Below are 15,448 nucleotides of genomic sequence, written 5' to 3' on the forward strand. Positions count from 1 at the left end.
TAGGGCTATGAGCCTCAGAAGCTCAGCCCCATCCGCCGCTCATACCCGATCCGCCCCTTGTACGCCTCGCCACTGTCGACAAAGCCATACCTGGCATACAGCGCAATCGCCGATTCATTGTCCGCATCCACCGACAACTCCAGCCCGCGTATTTCCGGCCAGGCCAGGCGTGCCGCTTCAGGCAGCGCTTGCAGGCAGGCCTTGCCATAGCCTTTGCCCTGAACCCGCTGGTCGACCTGCAGCGCATGCAGCGTGGCGCTATGCTCATTGGCCCATGCCGGCAACACCGGCGGGCGCTTGAGCAACAGGAACGCCACGGGAATGTCGTCCGCCAGCAGGGCGAATCCCTTGACGCCGGGGCCGGGGCGGGACAGCAAGGTGTGCAATGCACCGTGAATGTCCCCGGAGAACTTGATCTGCTCCGGGTGAACTTCGATCGCCTCGACCTGCTGGCGCTGCAACGCGGTCAGGCTTTCGTAGGGCACGAGTCGGGCTGCCATGGGAGTGTCCTTTTTCCTGCACGAATGAGTCTGCGATTCTAGCGATTGCAGCGGTTTGGATTATTTTTATTTCACCTGTCGATTAGCCGGATCGCCAGACGACTAAGGGTGTCTTCACATAAAAACCACGGAGAACCACCATGAGCGCAACCCATGAAATCCAGACCCTGATCGACACCTATCGCCAGGCGGTGGTCGCCAAGGATGTCGATAAAATCATGAGCTTCTATGGCGAGGACATCGTCTCCTACGACGCGGTCAAAGCCCTGCAATTTCGCGGCAAGGCTGCCTACCGTGCGCATTGGCAGGCCTGCATGGAAATGTGCCCGGGCCCGCACAAGTTCGACTTCGACCACATGAACATCGTCGCCGACGAACACATTGCCTTCGCCCACTGGCTGGCCCATTGCGGCGGCACCAACGACAAGGGCGAAACCCAGGCCTGCTGGATGCGCGTGACCGCCTGCTATCGACGCGAAGGCGGGCAATGGCGCATCGTCCACGAACACTGGTCGGCACCGTTCGACATGGAAAGCGGCGCGGCACTGTTCAATCTGCAACCTTAAGCTGAACCCTTCGGTCGGGAGAGCGCGATGAAATATCTATGCCTGGTCTACAGCGATGAGCGTCTGCTGCATTCGCTGCCGGAAAGCCCGAATGACGAGGAATGCATGGCCTATGCCGAATCGGTCCAGGGCAGTGGCCGGATGATCGCCGCCGAGGCGCTGGAGTCGGTGCAGACCGCTACCACCGTGCGCATGCGCAACGGCAAGTTGTCGATCACCGACGGCCCGTTTGCCGAAACCAAGGAGCAACTGGCCGGCTTCTACCTGATCGATGCCAGGGACCTGAACGAAGCCTTGCAGGTCGCTGGCGATATTCCGGCGGCCCGGGTTGGCAGTGTCGAAGTACGCCCCGTTCGCCAGTTGAATGTCTGACATGCCCGAGTCGGTGCAGGCGCGGGTCGAGCAGGTCTATCGCCAGGAGTCGCGGCGCATCCTGGCGACCCTGATCCGCCTGCTCGGCGATTTCGATCTCGCCGAAGAGGCCATGCACGAGGCGTTTTTCGTCGCGGTCGAGCGCTGGCAGCGCGACGGCGTGCCGGACAACCCGCGCACCTGGCTGGTGTCCACCGGGCGCTTCAAGGCTATCGATGTACTGCGACGGCGCGCCCGGTTCGCCGCCTCGCGCCCGCTGCTGATCGCGCAACTGGAGGCGCTGGAGCAGGCTGACTGGAGTGACGAAGATGTGGAAGACGATCGCCTGCGCCTGATCTTCACCTGTTGTCACCCGGCACTCGCGGCGGACGCCCAGGTGCCGTTGACCCTGCGTGAAGTCTGCGACCTGACCACGGAAGAAATCGCCCGGGCCTTTCTCTCGGCACCGGCCACCATCGCCCAGCGTATCGTGCGGGCCAAGGCGAAAATCCGCGACGCCAAAATCCCCTATCAGGTGCCGTCCCTGGCGGAATTGCCCGAACGCCTCGACAGCGTGTTGCGGGTGATTTACCTGGTGTTCAACGAAGGGTATTCGGCGTCCATTGGCGCGCAGGTCACCCGCGAGGAATTGACCCGTGAAGCGATCCGCCTCGGGCGATTGCTGATGGAGTTGCTGCCGGAGCCGGAGGTCATGGGGCTGCTGGCGCTGATGCTGCTGCACGAATCGCGACGGGTGGCCAGGACCAGTGCGAGCGGCGAGTTGATCTTGCTGGATGAACAGGATCGCACCTTGTGGGACAGCGAGATGATCGCCGAAGGCTGCGCGCTGGTGGAACGGGCGCTGGGCACCCGGCGGTTTGGCCCGTATTGCCTGCAAGCAGCGATCGCCGCGGTGCATGCCGAAGCGCCTTCGGTGGAGGAGACCGATTGGGTGCAGATCGTCGGGCTGTATGACGTGCTGCTGCGGGCGGTGCCGTCGCCGGTGATCGAACTGAATCGTGCGGCTGCAATGTCGAAACGCGACGGGCCGCTGGCGGGACTGGCGTTGGTCGAAGCCATTCTGCAGCGAGGTGAGCTGCGGGACTACCACCTGGCGCATTCGGCGCGGGCTGAGTTCTGTCGGCAGTTGGGCAGGGTGGAGCAGGCGCGAGCGGCCTATGAACGGGCGCTGGAGCTGACCCAGCAAGAGCCGGAGCGGCGGTTCATCGAGGCTCGGATCAAGGCGTTGGAGTGATGGGATCTTGCGGGCCGCATCGCGAGCAGGCTCGCTCCCACAATTGACCGGGTTGCCTGGAGGAACACGGTTCAATGTGGGAGCGGGCTTGCCCGCGAAGAGGCCAGCACATTCAACATCGTTGGCGACTGACACTCTGCCTTCGCGGGCAAGCCCGCTCCCACAGGGTTTGGGGGCAGCCGCAAAATATGTGTCCACGATCAATCACTGTGGGAGCGAGCCTGCTCGCGATTGGCCGCGCCGCTATTCCAGCATCTTGCCCAACAACCAGCTCCCCGCCGGCCCCGGCGGGTTCAACCGCGACCACAGCGCATCCACATACACGGTTTTCGGCCAGCCGCGTACCTGCAGTTCCTGCAACGATCCCGGCCCAAACCGTTCCACCAGCCAGCGCGGCAAAGGCGCCCAGCCAAACCCGCCTTGGGCCATCTCCAGCAGCATCAGGTAACTGGGCGCCGACCAGACGCGGCCCTTGGCCCGGCTTTCATAGGGATTGACGATGGTTGCCAAGCGCAATTCGCGATGCTGTTGCAGCACGTCCTGATCGATGTGTTTCAGCGTGGCCAACGGATGTGCGGGGGAGACGAACAGGGCGATTTCCGTGCGCTCGTCCACCGTTGAATTGACCAGATCCGGCGGGTAGCTGTCCTGCATCTCGGCAAAGGCCACATTCGCCCGGCCGCTCTGCACCAGCGCCACCAGGTCGTCGCATTCGGCGATCAGGCATTCGAGTTCCAGGTCCGGATATCGCTGCTCGAAGGCACTGAGCGCCGCTTCGAAACGGTCGGACTGATAGGTGTCGGACAGCGCCACCGTCAGCTTCGCCTCGACCCCTTGGGACAGTTGGCTGGCGGTCATTTCCAGACGACCGGTGGCGGCGAGGATGTCCTCGGCCCGCTGCAGCATCACGTGCCCGGCGGGGGTGAGGGTGGGTTTGCGGCTGCTGCGGTCGAACAGCTCCAGGTTCAGATCGATTTCCAGGCTGGACACCGCCGCGCTGATGGTCGACTGGCTACGGCCCAACTTGCGCGCCGCGGCGGAAAACGAGCCTTGGGTCGCGGCCTGGACGAACGCCTGCAACACTTCCTGGGACGCCATGAACTATCGCCTTGATCGATGGTTATTGGTTATGAAGTATCGGTGTGATGTCGGACCATGGCAACCACACTCACTCAAGGGAGTCGGTCATGACTGCCAACAAATCCATCACTGAACGTATTTTCCAGGCTATCGGTTTCGAACTGCTGGCCATCCTGATCTGTACCCCGTTGCTGGCGTGGATCATGGATAAACCGATGCTCGACATGGGCGTGGTGACGATCGCCATGGCAGCGCTGGCCCTGGCGTGGAACGTGATTTTCAACGGTTACTTTGACCGTGTGCTCAAGCGCTTCGCCATTGCCCACAACGCCTGGACGCGGGTGGTGCATGCGCTGTTGTTCGAAGGGGGGCTGGTTGCCCTGGGCGTGCCGCTGATTGCGTGGTGGCTGAACATCAGCCTGTTGGAGGCGTTTTTGCTGGATATCGGCGTGTTGTTGTTCTTCCTGCCGTACACCTACGTTTATCACTGGGTGTATGACGTGACGCGTGCCCGCATGGTCAACGCATAACCCTGTAGGAGCGAGCCTGCTCGCGATGGACTAGAGAACGCTGCGGGGTGTCAGGCTCCCAGCGTTATCGTTGACGACCATCGCGAGCAGGCTCGCTCCTACAGGTGATGAGTCAAAACAACTGAGTGAACAGCCAGTACAAACTGCCCGACAGCAAAATCGCCGCCGGCAAGGTCAGTACCCACGCCATCAACAGGTTGCGGATGGTCCTCATCTGCAAGCCACCGCCGTTGGCGACCATGGTCCCGGCCACGCCCGACGACAGCACGTGGGTGGTCGAGACCGGCAGGCCGAACATGTCGGCGGCACCGATGGTCAGCATGGCCACGGTTTCCGCCGAGGCGCCCTGGGCGTAGGTCAGGTGAGTCTTGCCGATTTTTTCACCGACCGTCACCACAATGCGCTTCCAGCCCACCATGGTGCCCAGCCCCAGCGCGATGGCCACGGCGATCTTCACCCACAACGGAATGAACCGGGTGGAGGCGTCGATCTGCTGCTTGAACAGCTGGAGCTTGCCAGCGGTATCCGCATCGAAATTGCCGACCTTGTTCTTGTCCATCAGGCGAATGGTTTCGCTGGTCAGGTACATGTCGTTACGCACGTTGCCCACGGCCTCGGCCGGCACTTTGGACAGCGATCCGTAACCCTTCACTTCGGCGCCGATGCTGCCGGTCAGCGCGGCGAGCGCCGGCACCAATTGCGGCGTCGCTTCCTTGCTGCGCACGTATTCGGACAACACCGGGCGTGGGTCGGCAGGGGCGGGTAGCGGTGCGCTTTTCACCAGCGCTTGCTGGGTGACTTCGGCCACGGCGGCGAACTGCAAGGCCTGATCGGCCGGCATGGTGCGGTTCAGCGCGTAAGCCATTGGCAACGTGCCGACCAGAATCAACATGATCAGGCCCATGCCTTTCTGGCCATCGTTGGAACCGTGGGCGAAGGACACGCCGGTGCAGGTCATGATCAGCAAACCGCGAATCCACCACGGCGGCGGCGTGTTGCCTTGCGGCTCCTTGTACAGCGCACGGTTCTTCACGAAAGCGCGCAGGGCCAGCAGCAACAGCGCGGCGCAGCCGAAGCCGACCAGCGGCGAAAGCAGCAGTGCATAGCCGATCTTGGTCGCCTGTGCCCAGTCCACGCCGCTGGTGCCGTCGCGTCCGTGCATCAGGGCATTGGCCACGCCGACACCAATGATCGAACCGATCAGGGTGTGCGACGACGAAGCCGGCAAACCCAGCCACCAGGTGCCGAGGTTCCACAGGATCGCGGCGATCAGCAGGGCGAAGATCATCGCGAAACCGGCGGACGAGCCGACCTGCAGGATCAGCTCCACGGGCAGCAGGGCGATGATGCCGAACGCCACCGCGCCGCTGGACAGCAGCACGCCGAGGAAGTTGAAGAACCCGGACCAGACCACCGCGAAATTCGGCGGCAGCGAATGGGTGTAGATCACCGTGGCCACGGCGTTGGCGGTGTCGTGGAAACCGTTGACGAACTCGAAGCCCAGGGCAATGACCAGGGCCACGCCAAGCAGCAGGAACGGCGTCCAGGTGGTCACCACCGTGCCGAGTTCGTTCATGTCGTGCATCAGGCTGTAGGCGGTAAACAACAGCCCCAGGGCCAGTACCGCGAAGAAAATCACGAAGGTGAGCAGGCCGGGTTTTTTATCCAGATGGGGCCTGCCACTGGCGACGGGCGCTTGGGCGGTGGAGAACGAAGGCGTAGCCATACCGGGCATTCCTGAGGAGGGAAGGGGTATCCGATATGATCATTGCGAAATGTTACAGCGAGGCTGTTCTGGGTCAGGGTTTGGGTCTTTTTTGGATCCGTTGATCCGAATCCACCACCCAATGCACCCCTGAAACCTGTGGGAGCGAGCTTGCTCGCGATGGCGGTATCACATTCAACATCTGTGTGTCTGACACGCCGCTATCGCGAGCAAGCTCGCTCCCACAGGATCTCAAGCAAGCTTAATAATCCCGCCGCTTGCGAAACGCCCAACGCCCGGCAATCACGGTAAAGGTCGCCACCAGCGCCACCAGAATCCAGAACCCTCCCGGATCCTGGGCCAGTGGCACCCCACCCACGTTCATGCCGAAAAAGCCGGCGATGATGTTGATCGGCAGCGCCAGCACCGTGACCACCGTCAGGGTGAACAGGGTGCGGTTGCTCTGCTCGTTGAGGTTGGCGGCGATTTCTTCCTGCAGCAGCTTGATGCGTTCACCGAGCGCCGTCAGGTCGTTGATGATCAGCGCGAACTCCTCGGTGGATTTGCGCAGTTCCTTGACGTCTTCCTTTTGCAGCCACGGCGGCGGGCGATTGAGCAGCCGCAGCAGCGAGCCCGGCTCCAGCGCCAGCAGGCGTTGCAGGCGCACCAGCACCCGGCGGTTGGCGCCCAGCTCCGCGCGGTTGGTCGATAACCGTTGCGACAGCAACTCGTCTTCCACCTGATCGACGCTCAGGCTGGTCTTGCGCACGATCTGGGTCAGTACTTCACCCTGATCGCGCAGCAGGTGTACCAGCAATTCCAGCGGTGAACGAAAGCGCTCGCCGGCCTTCACCGAGGAACGCAACTTGTCTACCGAGTGCAGCGGTTGCAGGCGCGCGCTGATGATCAACTTGCTGCGCACGCACACCCACAGCGTCGAGACATCGGACGAGACCATGCTGCTGAGGTTGAACACCACATCGTTAACCACCGCCAGCAGCGCCGAGTCGACATGTTCGATGCGCGTCGAACGCGAGCCTTCATGCAGGGCTTCGAAAAACTCGTCGGGCAATTCCAGATGGCTCTTCATCCAGCGTTCGCACGCGGCATGGGCGAGGTTCAGGTGCAGCCAGAGGAACTCGTCGCTGTCGTCCGGTTGTTGCAGGCACTGCAACGCCCTCGCCGAGTCGATTTCCTGACCGCGCTCACCGGGACGAAAACTGAACCCGTACAACAGGCCGAACAGGTCCGGGTCGCGATGGCTTTGATCGAGGCTGTGGTTCATGAGGACTCGCAAGGGGAGGCGCCTGTCGCGGTTTTTTTGGGGGTTCACTCGGGCCACATCATCGCAAGGCTGTTTGACGTATTTGTGACGGTTGCATGGCGGCCGACGGGTTTGTATCCGGGTTGAGGCCGAGTCGGTACACAGTCGATCTCAATTGCGGGCCGTGGGTGTCGATGATCAGGTCAACCTGAACCCGAAGCGGAGAACCACCATGGTCAGCATCACCAACATTTCGATCCCTCAAACCACGTTGAGCACATCGACCAGCGTCGCCAGCAGCACCAGCACTGAAGACACCACTGCAACGTCAGCCGCTGGCGCTTCCGGTGCGGCCGGCGCTGCTACCGATAGCACCAAGGCCATGGCGGGTGGCGCGCCTGCGTCCGGTGACAGCAGCGCCAGCAGCGACGAATCCGATGCGGTGAAAGAACTGCGCAAGCAGATCGCCGAGCTGCAAAAGCGACTGCAGGAACAACAGCAACAACTGCAAGCGGCCCAGGCCAAGCGCGAAGACGATGCGGCCAAGGCCAGCGAAGTGGCGGCGGCGCAGTCGCAGATCGCAGCGACTTCCGCCTCGTTGCAGACCGCTGCTGCGGCGTTGTTGCAGGCACTGACGGATTCCTCTTCCAGCACCTCGGGGACGTTGGTCAGCACATCCGCCTGATTCGTCATCCAGACGTGAAAAAGCCGCACGGTTCTTCAGTCGTGCGGCTTTTTTGGGGGGGCTCACTTGATGCTCAATACCTCACCGGTAGCGGCCAGGATGTCCACGTCCCACTTGGCGTTGTTCGCGTCACGTCCTTCCACTTCGTAGATGTAACCCTTGAGGCGATGCTCCAGTTGGGTTTCGGTAATCCGCGACCCCGGATGCAGCTTCAACGCGATTTGGCTCAGCTCTTCCAGGGGCTTGATCTTGCCTTCCTTGATCAGTTGAGGAATCTGGTGCAGCAGGACATCGTCTTCTTTGGCCTGGGCCAGACCGGCGGTGAGGGTCAGGGTTGCAGCGGCGAACAGGGAAGACAGGGTTTTCATGGGGTTCTTTCCTTGGATGAGTGAATCAAGAAGCCGCAAATTAATCACGGCAACTTAATCCACCCTTAAATGCCCTTTAACTGAATCAAAGACTTACAAACCTGTGGGCGAAAAAAAGCCGCACGATCGGACAATCGCGCGGCTTTTTGCTGTGTGTATCAGTGGTCTTTTTTGTTCTTCAGGACTTCGCCGGTGGCGGCGTTCAAGTCCACGTCCCATTCAACGCCTTGGGCGTCCTTCAACTCGACTTCGTATTCATAGAGAGTGGTGTGGTTGTCCAGGTCGCTATCAGTAATCGTGGCACCTGGGTGCAGCTTCATCACGATCTCGTTCAGTTCTTCCAGCGGCTTGATCTTGCCGTCCTTGACCAGTTGTGGGATCTGATCGACGGGAACATCCTTGGCCTGCGCCAGGCCGGCAGCGAGGGTCAGGGATGCAGCGGTGAACAGGGCGGTCAGGGCTTTCATGAGGTTCATTCCTTGGCTGTTTAAGTGAGGCTGATCTGTTTAAGTGAGTTCAGATTAGCGCTCGTAACTTAATCCACCCTTAAATCGTCAGCCCGTACCCCTGTAGGAGCGAGCCTGCTCGCGATGGACCTGAGAGCACCACGGGGTGTCAGGCTTCCCGCGTCATCGTTGACGACCATCGCGAGCAGGCTCGCTCCTACAGAAGATGATCAATACCCGTTGTTCTTCAACACCTGATCAACACTCGCCGCCGCCGGGCGTTTATAAAACTTCAACAACTCGCTGGCGCGGTTGGTGAAAATCCCGTCGACGCCGGCGTCCATGACCTTCTGGTAATCCACGGCCTCGTCGACGGTGTAGACGTGTACCAACAGGCCCTGATCGTGGGTGTACTGGTTCATCCACGGCTGCACCAGGTCCGCATAACTCTGGTCGCCACCCTGGGTCAGCGCGGCGGACGGCCCGGTGCCGATCGCGCCCTGGGCCTTGGCGTAGTCGACCCAGCGCTGGAATTCGGCTTTGTCCCGGGGCTGCTGTTTGGCGTAGTAGGCGGCTTTGTCCTTCTCGCCGGACTCGGCAAAGCTGGCCTTCGAGGCCGGCTCGATATTGCCTTCGCCAACCCACAGCAACAGGATCTTCGGCACCTTCGGCATTTCCTTTTGCAACAGCTCCAGGCTGCTCTTCTCGAAGGTCTGCAGGACCACCTTGCCTTTACCCTGACCGACCGCCAGCGCGCTTTTCCCCAATTTAGAACCGGCCGGACTCAGCCAGCCACGGTCCTGGAGTTTCGCCCGCAGATCACGCTCGATGCCGGGAAACTGCTTGGGCTCCTTGGTCTCGATGTACAGGCCCGGCTGGTGCAGCGGATTGCCCTGGGCGATGTCGATGATTTCATCGAGGGTCAGAATTTTCAGGCCGGCGAATGAAGGCCGTGCGCGATCCGGGTAGGCGTTGTTGAACCAGCTCCCGGCATCCAGGGTTTTCAGCTCGGCCATGGTGAAGGCATTGGCCGGGCTGTCCTTGCGCTCGGGGAATTTGCTCGCGACGTCGGTGGTGCGTTGCAGGTTGTTGTCATGCAGGGCGAACAGCACGCCGTCCTTGCTGCGCTGCAGGTCGAGCTCCAGGTAATCGGCGCCCAGGTCGCGGGCGGTCTTGTAGGCGGCAGCGGTGGATTCCGGGGCATCGTAGGAAGCACCTCGGTGAGCAATGACTGCCGGATGGGGGATGCCCAGGCGCGTTGCGACAGCGGCGGGATTGGGCGCGCTGGCGGCCAAAGCCTGAGTCTGGATTTGAGTCAGACCGAGCAACAGGCTCAGCAGCAAAGTGCGTGTAGTGAAGGTTGCGGGCATGGTCGAGATCCTTTCGCGAAACGTTCAAAGACGTCCCTTTTAGCAACTGAACGTGGCAGACGCTATCGCGAGACCGACATAAACCTGTTTAAAGCTGATGTTGATCAGGGCTTGTGTGCGCGGGTTTGCAGTAATCTGGGCCGCGATCATTTCCCCGGCAGAGGGAAAGTCATTCGCGGGCCCTGCGTGTAAACCAATGATCACTTTCCTGTGGGGTTGACCATGCGCATCACTTCCCAACTCATCTGCCAGGCTGCCGACGAACTCCAGGGTTTCGTCGGCCTCAATCGCAAGACCGGGCACTACATTGTGCGTTTCAGTGAAGACTCGTTCGGCATGGACGTGGCGGATGACGGCATCATTCCCGCCAGTGAATTCGTCTGGGCCGCCGGGCCCGAGTCCACCATGACCCTCAAGCGCGAGTTCATTCAGTTGTTGCTGGATCAGAACATCGATGAGCGGATCAACATCACCGAACCGCTGCGGGTGTACATGGAGCGGCGGGAAGTGCCGGAGATTTCGGCGGTGCGCAGGTTGGTGCGGGGCTGAGGGTTTGTGGTGTCTGTGATGGCCTCATCGCGAGCAGGCTCGCTCCCACAATGGACTGAGTTCCTCTGTAACTGTGGGAGCGAGCCTGCTCGCGATAGCGGTCCTGAGGCACCACAGAATCTACAACTTGAACTCATAAGCCCGCTCAACCCTGCACACCCGCGTCTGACACTGCGCATACCAGGTCGACCGCCCCCGCTCGCGAATCTCGGCGTGCTCAGGATGATGCTTCCACGCCAGAATCGCTTCCTCACTGGTCCAATACGACACAGTAATCCCCAACCCGTCTTCACCCCGCGCCGACTCCACGCCAAGAAACCCCGGTTGTTCACGCGCCAGCTCCACCATCCGCGCGGCCGCTTCGGCGTAACCCTGGTCACCCTCTGTACGCAGCGAGGTAAAGATCACGGCGTAATAGGGGGCCGGTGGCGTGCTGGCGATCATGACTGGCGCTCCACGCAGGCTTCGACCAAGGCCCGAACCAGCGGCGGCAAGGTGCCCTTGAGTGCCGCGCGTTCCGGCTGGAACAGGGTGGCAACGAAGAAGGGATGTCCCTTGAGCTCAATGGCTCGTAATCCCTGCGCCGAATCATGCCCCACAGGCTGTAGGTCGTATTCGAACAGTGCCTGCTCGAACGCCGGGTTCACACCATATCGGCAGCGATAGCCCTCACGAATCTCGGACGTTTCATACGCCTTGGCGATCAACGAACCGTCCAGTAGATGAATGCTGTCGACCGCTTCCACCAGCGAACAGGTGAGCGGCGTAATCAATGCGCGCTCAGCGTCTGGTGAGGTCTCGCCGTGCTCGGCATCCGCCCAGCCCAGCACGTTGCGCGCATATTCCAGCACCGCGTGCTGAAAACCACCGCAGGTGCCGAGGAAGGGGCGTTGCTGTTCGCGGGCAAATCGAATCGCCTGCAATGCGCCGTCCATGCTGCGATAAGGGCTGGCCGGCACGCACCAGAAGCCATCGTATTCATCGAGCGCGGTGCCGGCGTCGACGGTGTCGGTGCCCAGCCATTGTCCCTGCACGTTGCGGCCGCTGTATTCGGCAGCCATGCCGAGGGCGACGGGGATGGCCTGGTGGGCGGTGACGTGCGGGTCGTGATCGCCGATCAGAGCGATGCGAATGACGCGATTTTCCATGAGAGACCTCTGCGCTTGTTGATTCCCGAAGCCCACTATAGATTGGCGTCTGCGCAATCAATATGGGCATTTTCCCAAGTGATCAATGCACCGACGCACTATCGTCTGGATTACCCCGACCTCGCCCTGATCCTCGCGCTGGTGCGCGGCGGCTCTCTGGCTCGGGCCTCGCAGTTGCTGAAAGTGGATGTGTCGACGGTGTTTCGCGCCGTGCGTCGACTGGAAGGCGCGCTGGGCCAGCAATTATTCGAAAAAAGCCGTGCCGGTTACTTGCCGACGAGCCTTGCGCAGTCACTGGCCGGGCAGGCAGAACGGGCTGAACAGGCACTGGAAGCGGCGCGCATCGGGGTGGAGCAGGGCGGCGAAGTGATCAGCGGCACCGTGCGCCTGACCTGTACCGATTCGGTCCTGCAAGGTTTGCTGCTGCCGGCGCTGGCGCAGTTCATGCCGAACTATCCGGCGCTGACCATTGAGCTGTGCACCTCCAACGATTTTGCCAACCTCAGCCGTCGCGATGCCGATATCGCCCTGCGCCTGACCCGCACACCGCCTGAACATCTGGTGGGGCGTCGTCTGGCGGACATTGCCTATCGGGTATGCGCCAGTACGAGTTATCTGCAATCGGTCGATGCCCGGGACCTCGCCGCATTAACCTGGATCGCCCCGGATGACTTCCTGCCTGATCACCCGACCGTGGCCTGGCGCCGTCAAGCATTGCCGGGCGTCGTGCCGGGGTACCGCTGTAACAGCATGCTCTCGGTCACTGAACTGGTGCGAGCGGGGCTGGGCGTGGCGGCGTTGCCGGACTTCCTGATTGGCGAGGATTTACGAGCGCTGAGCGAGCCGCTGGACGGTTACGACACCGCGCTGTGGCTGCTGACTCGCCCGGATTGCCGCGCCTTGCGTTCGGTGGTGACGCTATTCGACGAGTTGGGGCGAGCATTGAGGTTGCCTTGATGTTGCCGTGATGTTGCCTTGAAGCTACTTGAGCTCTTCCTTGCGCACGAAATGCTGATGCATCTCCGAGGTCAACGTTTCGATGCGCTCGGTCAGTTCCTTGGTCATTTGCGTCAGGTGGGTGTTTTGTTCAAGCAGTTGCAACAGCTGCGCGGTGTTCTGCGCCGCCTGCACCTGGTGCTGACTGTTGATGGTCGCCAACTCTTCGCGGTGTCGCGCATCGGCTTCGGATTGGGCCTTGTCCCGCGCCGCCTGGCGGGTCTGGGCCAGCAGAATCAGTGGCGCGGCATACGCCGATTGCAGGCTGAACGCCAGGTTGAGCAGGATGAACGGGTAGACATCGAAATGGGTGACGCCGAACAGGTTAAGGCACACCCACACCACCACGACCACCGTTTGCGCGCCGAGAAAGGTCGGGGTGCCGAAGAATCGCGCAAAGGCTTCGGCCCGCAGGGCGAATTTGTCGGTGCCGAAGGTGGGGCCCAGGTGGGCATGAGGGTGAAGAAAACGCAGGTGGTCGACGGGAGTGTGGTCGTTGGTTTCGTGATTCATGATGATCTCTGAAGGTCGCCGGGACTGGGATTCACTATAGTCCGGCGTCAGTTTCATCCTGAAACACATTGGCCGCGCTGGATCTTAAGTAACCAGAGCGGCCCATCACTTCAAAAAGATTGTCATTTATTGCACTTGGTAGCAGGCCAGAAACATATCCAGTGCCGACTCCGCCACCTTGTCCCGCTCCTCGACTGGCAACCCCGGCATGCCCATGGAAATCTGCGGCCAGAAGGCGAAGGATTTGAGCAGGCCATGGATTTGCTGGGCGGCGAAGTCGGGGGCCACCGGCTTGAGCCGTCCATCGGCCTGGGCGGCTCGAATCCACACCGTCAGACCTTCTTCGTGTTCCCCCATGCGCGCCACCATGCTCTGTGCACGCTCGGGAGAATGGATAGCCGCAGCAATGGCCACCCGCGCCAGGTTGAGGAAATTTTCATCGTCGAGCATTTGCAGTTTTGCCAGCAACAGCGGGCGCAGCTGCTCGCGTAGCGGCAGATCAGGGCGATAAGGGGTCGTCTGCTCCGCCGTCACCCGAGCCCATAATTGATTGAGGATCTCGGCGAACAACTCTTCCTTGCTGGGGAAATGGTTGTACACCGTGCGCTTCGACACACCGGCTGTGGCGGCGATCTTGTCCATGCTGGTGATGTCGAAACCGTTGGCACGGAATTCGGCGATCGCGGCCTGAATGATCGCTTCGCGTTTACGGTCGGTGAGGCGCTGTGGAGCTGTCATAAATACGCTTCGGCAGGGTTGGAAGGAAAATTACACTAGGTAGTTTACTTGTGATCGTCTTTGATGCAACCTTGAAACTACACTGTGCAGTGTAATGTTTTGTTAATCCTGCGCAGCAAAAATTAGAGAGCTCGGCTGATGCGTGCGTGCCTTGGCCATTTATCCCCAAGAGTGAAACCGTGAAGCGCACGGTTTTTCTGGAGTCTTTCAGTCATGGCCCATACAACTTCCCCAGCCGATATCGCTGCCACACCTGAAGCTTCCCGTCACACAGAAGGGCAATTTCGCAACCATTCACCGGTGCAGCGCGAAGGCTTTCGTAAAACCTTGCGCATCCTGTGGAACGTGATCTTTCACAAACCCCGCGACACCCGTCCCAGCGCGCCGGTGCCGGTACAGCCACTGACACAAGCGGCGCTGATCGCCGCGCCGAACCACAGCGTCTATCGCCTCGGCCATTCCACCGTATTGCTCAAACTGCGCGACAAGTTCTGGATCACCGACCCGGTGTTCGCCGAGCGTGCCTCGCCGGTGCAATGGGCAGGTCCCAAGCGTTTTCACCAGCCCCCCATCAGTCTGGAACAACTGCCGCCGATTGAAGCGGTGATCCTGTCCCATGATCACTACGATCACCTGGACCACCAGGCGGTGCTGCAACTTGCCGACAAGACCAAGTACTTCCTCACCCCGTTGGGCGTGGGCGACACCCTGATCAAATGGGGGATCGACGCCAGCAAGGTCCGGCAGCTGGATTGGTGGCAAGGCACTGAAGTCGAGGGGCTGCGCTTCGTCGCCACGCCGTCGCAACACTTTTCCGGTCGTGGCCTGTTCGACGGCAACAGCACCCTCTGGGCTTCGTGGGTGATGATTGACGGTGACACGCGGATCTTCTTCAGCGGTGACAGCGGCTACTTCGACGGCTTCAAGCGCATCGGCGAACAGTACGGCCCGTTCGATCTGACCCTGATGGAAACCGGCGCCTACAACGTCGACTGGCCGCACGTGCACATGCAACCGGAACAAACACTGCAAGCGCACCTTGACCTCAAGGGCCGCTGGTTGCTGCCTATCCACAACGGCACCTTCGATTTGTCGATGCACGCCTGGTACGAACCTTTCGATCGCATCCTCGCCCTAGCCTGGGAACGCAGTGTGTCGATCACCACGCCGCAAATGGGCGAAGCCTTCAACCTGATGCACCCGCGAAGGGGCGAGGCGTGGTGGCTGGCGGTGGAACAAACGGTGTACGAGGACCAGAAGAGCATCGGTTGAGGCGGCTACAAGCAGTAATGAGCATTCATACGTGAAGCCGTGAGCGGGGATGACGGACAGTTTCCACCGCTTCGGTAGGCTGAACAGCGGGTGAAATCACTCACCCGTTTTC

At 61.0% G+C, this 15,448-nt stretch carries 19 protein-coding genes; 8 read left to right on the forward strand and 11 right to left on the reverse strand.

The window, feature by feature from the left end; all coding sequences use genetic code 11:
* Positions 1-14: 14 nt before the first annotated feature.
* Positions 15-500, reverse strand: coding sequence for a GNAT family N-acetyltransferase (locus tag ABTV29_RS06270; RefSeq protein WP_433769295.1), 486 nt, complete (start codon positions 498-500; stop codon positions 15-17).
* A gap of 140 nt (positions 501-640) precedes the next feature.
* Between ABTV29_RS06270 and ABTV29_RS06275 the strand changes: the two genes are divergently transcribed.
* The 3 genes from ABTV29_RS06275 to ABTV29_RS06285 are packed head-to-tail and all read left to right on the forward strand — an operon-like array spanning position 641 to position 2,672.
* Complete coding sequence (locus ABTV29_RS06275) at positions 641-1,066, forward strand: YybH family protein (RefSeq protein WP_433769296.1); 426 nt, start codon at positions 641-643, stop codon at positions 1,064-1,066.
* A gap of 27 nt (positions 1,067-1,093) precedes the next feature.
* Entirely contained in the window at positions 1,094-1,438 is a 345-nt protein-coding gene (locus tag ABTV29_RS06280) for a YciI family protein (protein ID WP_433769297.1), read from the forward strand.
* 1 nt (position 1,439) lies between these two features.
* Positions 1,440-2,672 (forward strand): RNA polymerase sigma factor, encoded by a 1,233-nt coding sequence (locus tag ABTV29_RS06285; RefSeq protein ID WP_433769298.1) that lies wholly within the window; start codon positions 1,440-1,442, stop codon positions 2,670-2,672.
* Between the two features lie 243 nt (positions 2,673-2,915).
* Here ABTV29_RS06285 and ABTV29_RS06290 read toward each other — a convergent pair whose 3' ends face one another.
* Positions 2,916-3,770 (reverse strand): LysR family transcriptional regulator, encoded by an 855-nt coding sequence (locus ABTV29_RS06290; protein WP_433769299.1) that lies wholly within the window; start codon positions 3,768-3,770, stop codon positions 2,916-2,918.
* An 89-nt stretch (positions 3,771-3,859) separates the two neighbouring features.
* On the opposite strand from ABTV29_RS06290, the gene ABTV29_RS06295 reads away from it, so the two are divergent.
* On the forward strand, positions 3,860-4,282 hold the full coding sequence (locus ABTV29_RS06295) for a multidrug/biocide efflux PACE transporter (RefSeq protein ID WP_433769300.1): 423 nt from the start codon (positions 3,860-3,862) through the stop codon (positions 4,280-4,282).
* 112 nt (positions 4,283-4,394) lie between these two features.
* Here the strand turns inward: ABTV29_RS06295 and ABTV29_RS06300 are convergent, their stop codons facing one another.
* Both ABTV29_RS06300 and ABTV29_RS06305 read right to left on the reverse strand, forming a co-directional pair.
* Positions 4,395-6,008 carry an inorganic phosphate transporter gene (locus ABTV29_RS06300; protein ID WP_433769301.1) on the reverse strand — a complete coding sequence of 538 codons (1,614 nt, stop codon included), beginning with the start codon at positions 6,006-6,008 and terminating at the stop codon, positions 4,395-4,397.
* A 241-nt stretch (positions 6,009-6,249) separates the two neighbouring features.
* Positions 6,250-7,272 carry a transporter gene (locus ABTV29_RS06305; RefSeq protein WP_433769302.1) on the reverse strand — a complete coding sequence of 341 codons (1,023 nt, stop codon included), beginning with the start codon at positions 7,270-7,272 and terminating at the stop codon, positions 6,250-6,252.
* 211 nt (positions 7,273-7,483) lie between these two features.
* Between ABTV29_RS06305 and ABTV29_RS06310 the strand changes: the two genes are divergently transcribed.
* Positions 7,484-7,936: a hypothetical protein gene (locus ABTV29_RS06310; RefSeq protein ID WP_433769303.1), complete on the forward strand. Its 453-nt coding sequence runs from the start codon at positions 7,484-7,486 to the stop codon at positions 7,934-7,936.
* 62 nt (positions 7,937-7,998) lie between these two features.
* Here ABTV29_RS06310 and ABTV29_RS06315 read toward each other — a convergent pair whose 3' ends face one another.
* The 3 genes from ABTV29_RS06315 to ABTV29_RS06325 form a co-directional block, all read right to left on the reverse strand.
* On the reverse strand, positions 7,999-8,304 hold the full coding sequence (locus tag ABTV29_RS06315; protein ID WP_433769304.1) for a PepSY domain-containing protein: 306 nt from the start codon (positions 8,302-8,304) through the stop codon (positions 7,999-8,001).
* A 158-nt stretch (positions 8,305-8,462) separates the two neighbouring features.
* Positions 8,463-8,771 (reverse strand): PepSY domain-containing protein, encoded by a 309-nt coding sequence (locus ABTV29_RS06320; protein ID WP_433769305.1) that lies wholly within the window; start codon positions 8,769-8,771, stop codon positions 8,463-8,465.
* A 209-nt stretch (positions 8,772-8,980) separates the two neighbouring features.
* Complete coding sequence (locus ABTV29_RS06325; RefSeq protein ID WP_433769306.1) at positions 8,981-10,120, reverse strand: glycerophosphodiester phosphodiesterase; 1,140 nt, start codon at positions 10,118-10,120, stop codon at positions 8,981-8,983.
* A 222-nt stretch (positions 10,121-10,342) separates the two neighbouring features.
* Here ABTV29_RS06325 and ABTV29_RS06330 point away from each other — a divergent pair, with 222 nt between their 5' ends.
* Complete coding sequence (locus ABTV29_RS06330; RefSeq protein WP_433769307.1) at positions 10,343-10,669, forward strand: DUF2025 family protein; 327 nt, start codon at positions 10,343-10,345, stop codon at positions 10,667-10,669.
* A 120-nt stretch (positions 10,670-10,789) separates the two neighbouring features.
* Here ABTV29_RS06330 and ABTV29_RS06335 read toward each other — a convergent pair whose 3' ends face one another.
* Positions 10,790-11,113, reverse strand: coding sequence for an antibiotic biosynthesis monooxygenase family protein (locus ABTV29_RS06335; protein WP_433769308.1), 324 nt, complete (start codon positions 11,111-11,113; stop codon positions 10,790-10,792).
* Positions 11,110-11,817 carry a CTP synthase C-terminal region-related (seleno)protein gene (locus ABTV29_RS06340; protein WP_433769309.1) on the reverse strand — a complete coding sequence of 236 codons (708 nt, stop codon included), beginning with the start codon at positions 11,815-11,817 and terminating at the stop codon, positions 11,110-11,112. The genes ABTV29_RS06335 and ABTV29_RS06340 overlap by 4 nt, the downstream gene beginning before the upstream one ends.
* 15 nt (positions 11,818-11,832) lie before the next feature.
* Here ABTV29_RS06340 and ABTV29_RS06345 point away from each other — a divergent pair, with 15 nt between their 5' ends.
* Positions 11,833-12,774 carry a LysR family transcriptional regulator gene (locus ABTV29_RS06345; protein WP_433769310.1) on the forward strand — a complete coding sequence of 314 codons (942 nt, stop codon included), beginning with the start codon at positions 11,833-11,835 and terminating at the stop codon, positions 12,772-12,774.
* A gap of 24 nt (positions 12,775-12,798) precedes the next feature.
* Here the strand turns inward: ABTV29_RS06345 and ABTV29_RS06350 are convergent, their stop codons facing one another.
* Complete coding sequence (locus ABTV29_RS06350; RefSeq protein WP_433769311.1) at positions 12,799-13,326, reverse strand: DUF1003 domain-containing protein; 528 nt, start codon at positions 13,324-13,326, stop codon at positions 12,799-12,801.
* Positions 13,327-13,452: 126 nt separating this feature from the next.
* Complete coding sequence (locus ABTV29_RS06355) at positions 13,453-14,064, reverse strand: TetR/AcrR family transcriptional regulator (protein ID WP_433769312.1); 612 nt, start codon at positions 14,062-14,064, stop codon at positions 13,453-13,455.
* A gap of 213 nt (positions 14,065-14,277) precedes the next feature.
* Between ABTV29_RS06355 and ABTV29_RS06360 the strand changes: the two genes are divergently transcribed.
* The gene (locus tag ABTV29_RS06360; RefSeq protein WP_433769313.1) at positions 14,278-15,336 is read left to right on the forward strand and encodes an MBL fold metallo-hydrolase; all 1,059 of its coding nucleotides are present in this window, start codon (positions 14,278-14,280) and stop codon (positions 15,334-15,336) included.
* Positions 15,337-15,448 lie beyond the last annotated feature (112 nt).

This window comes from Pseudomonas putida, assembly GCF_050989985.1.
In the GTDB taxonomy this organism is placed as follows: Bacteria; Pseudomonadota; Gammaproteobacteria; order Pseudomonadales; family Pseudomonadaceae; genus Aquipseudomonas; species Aquipseudomonas putida_AI.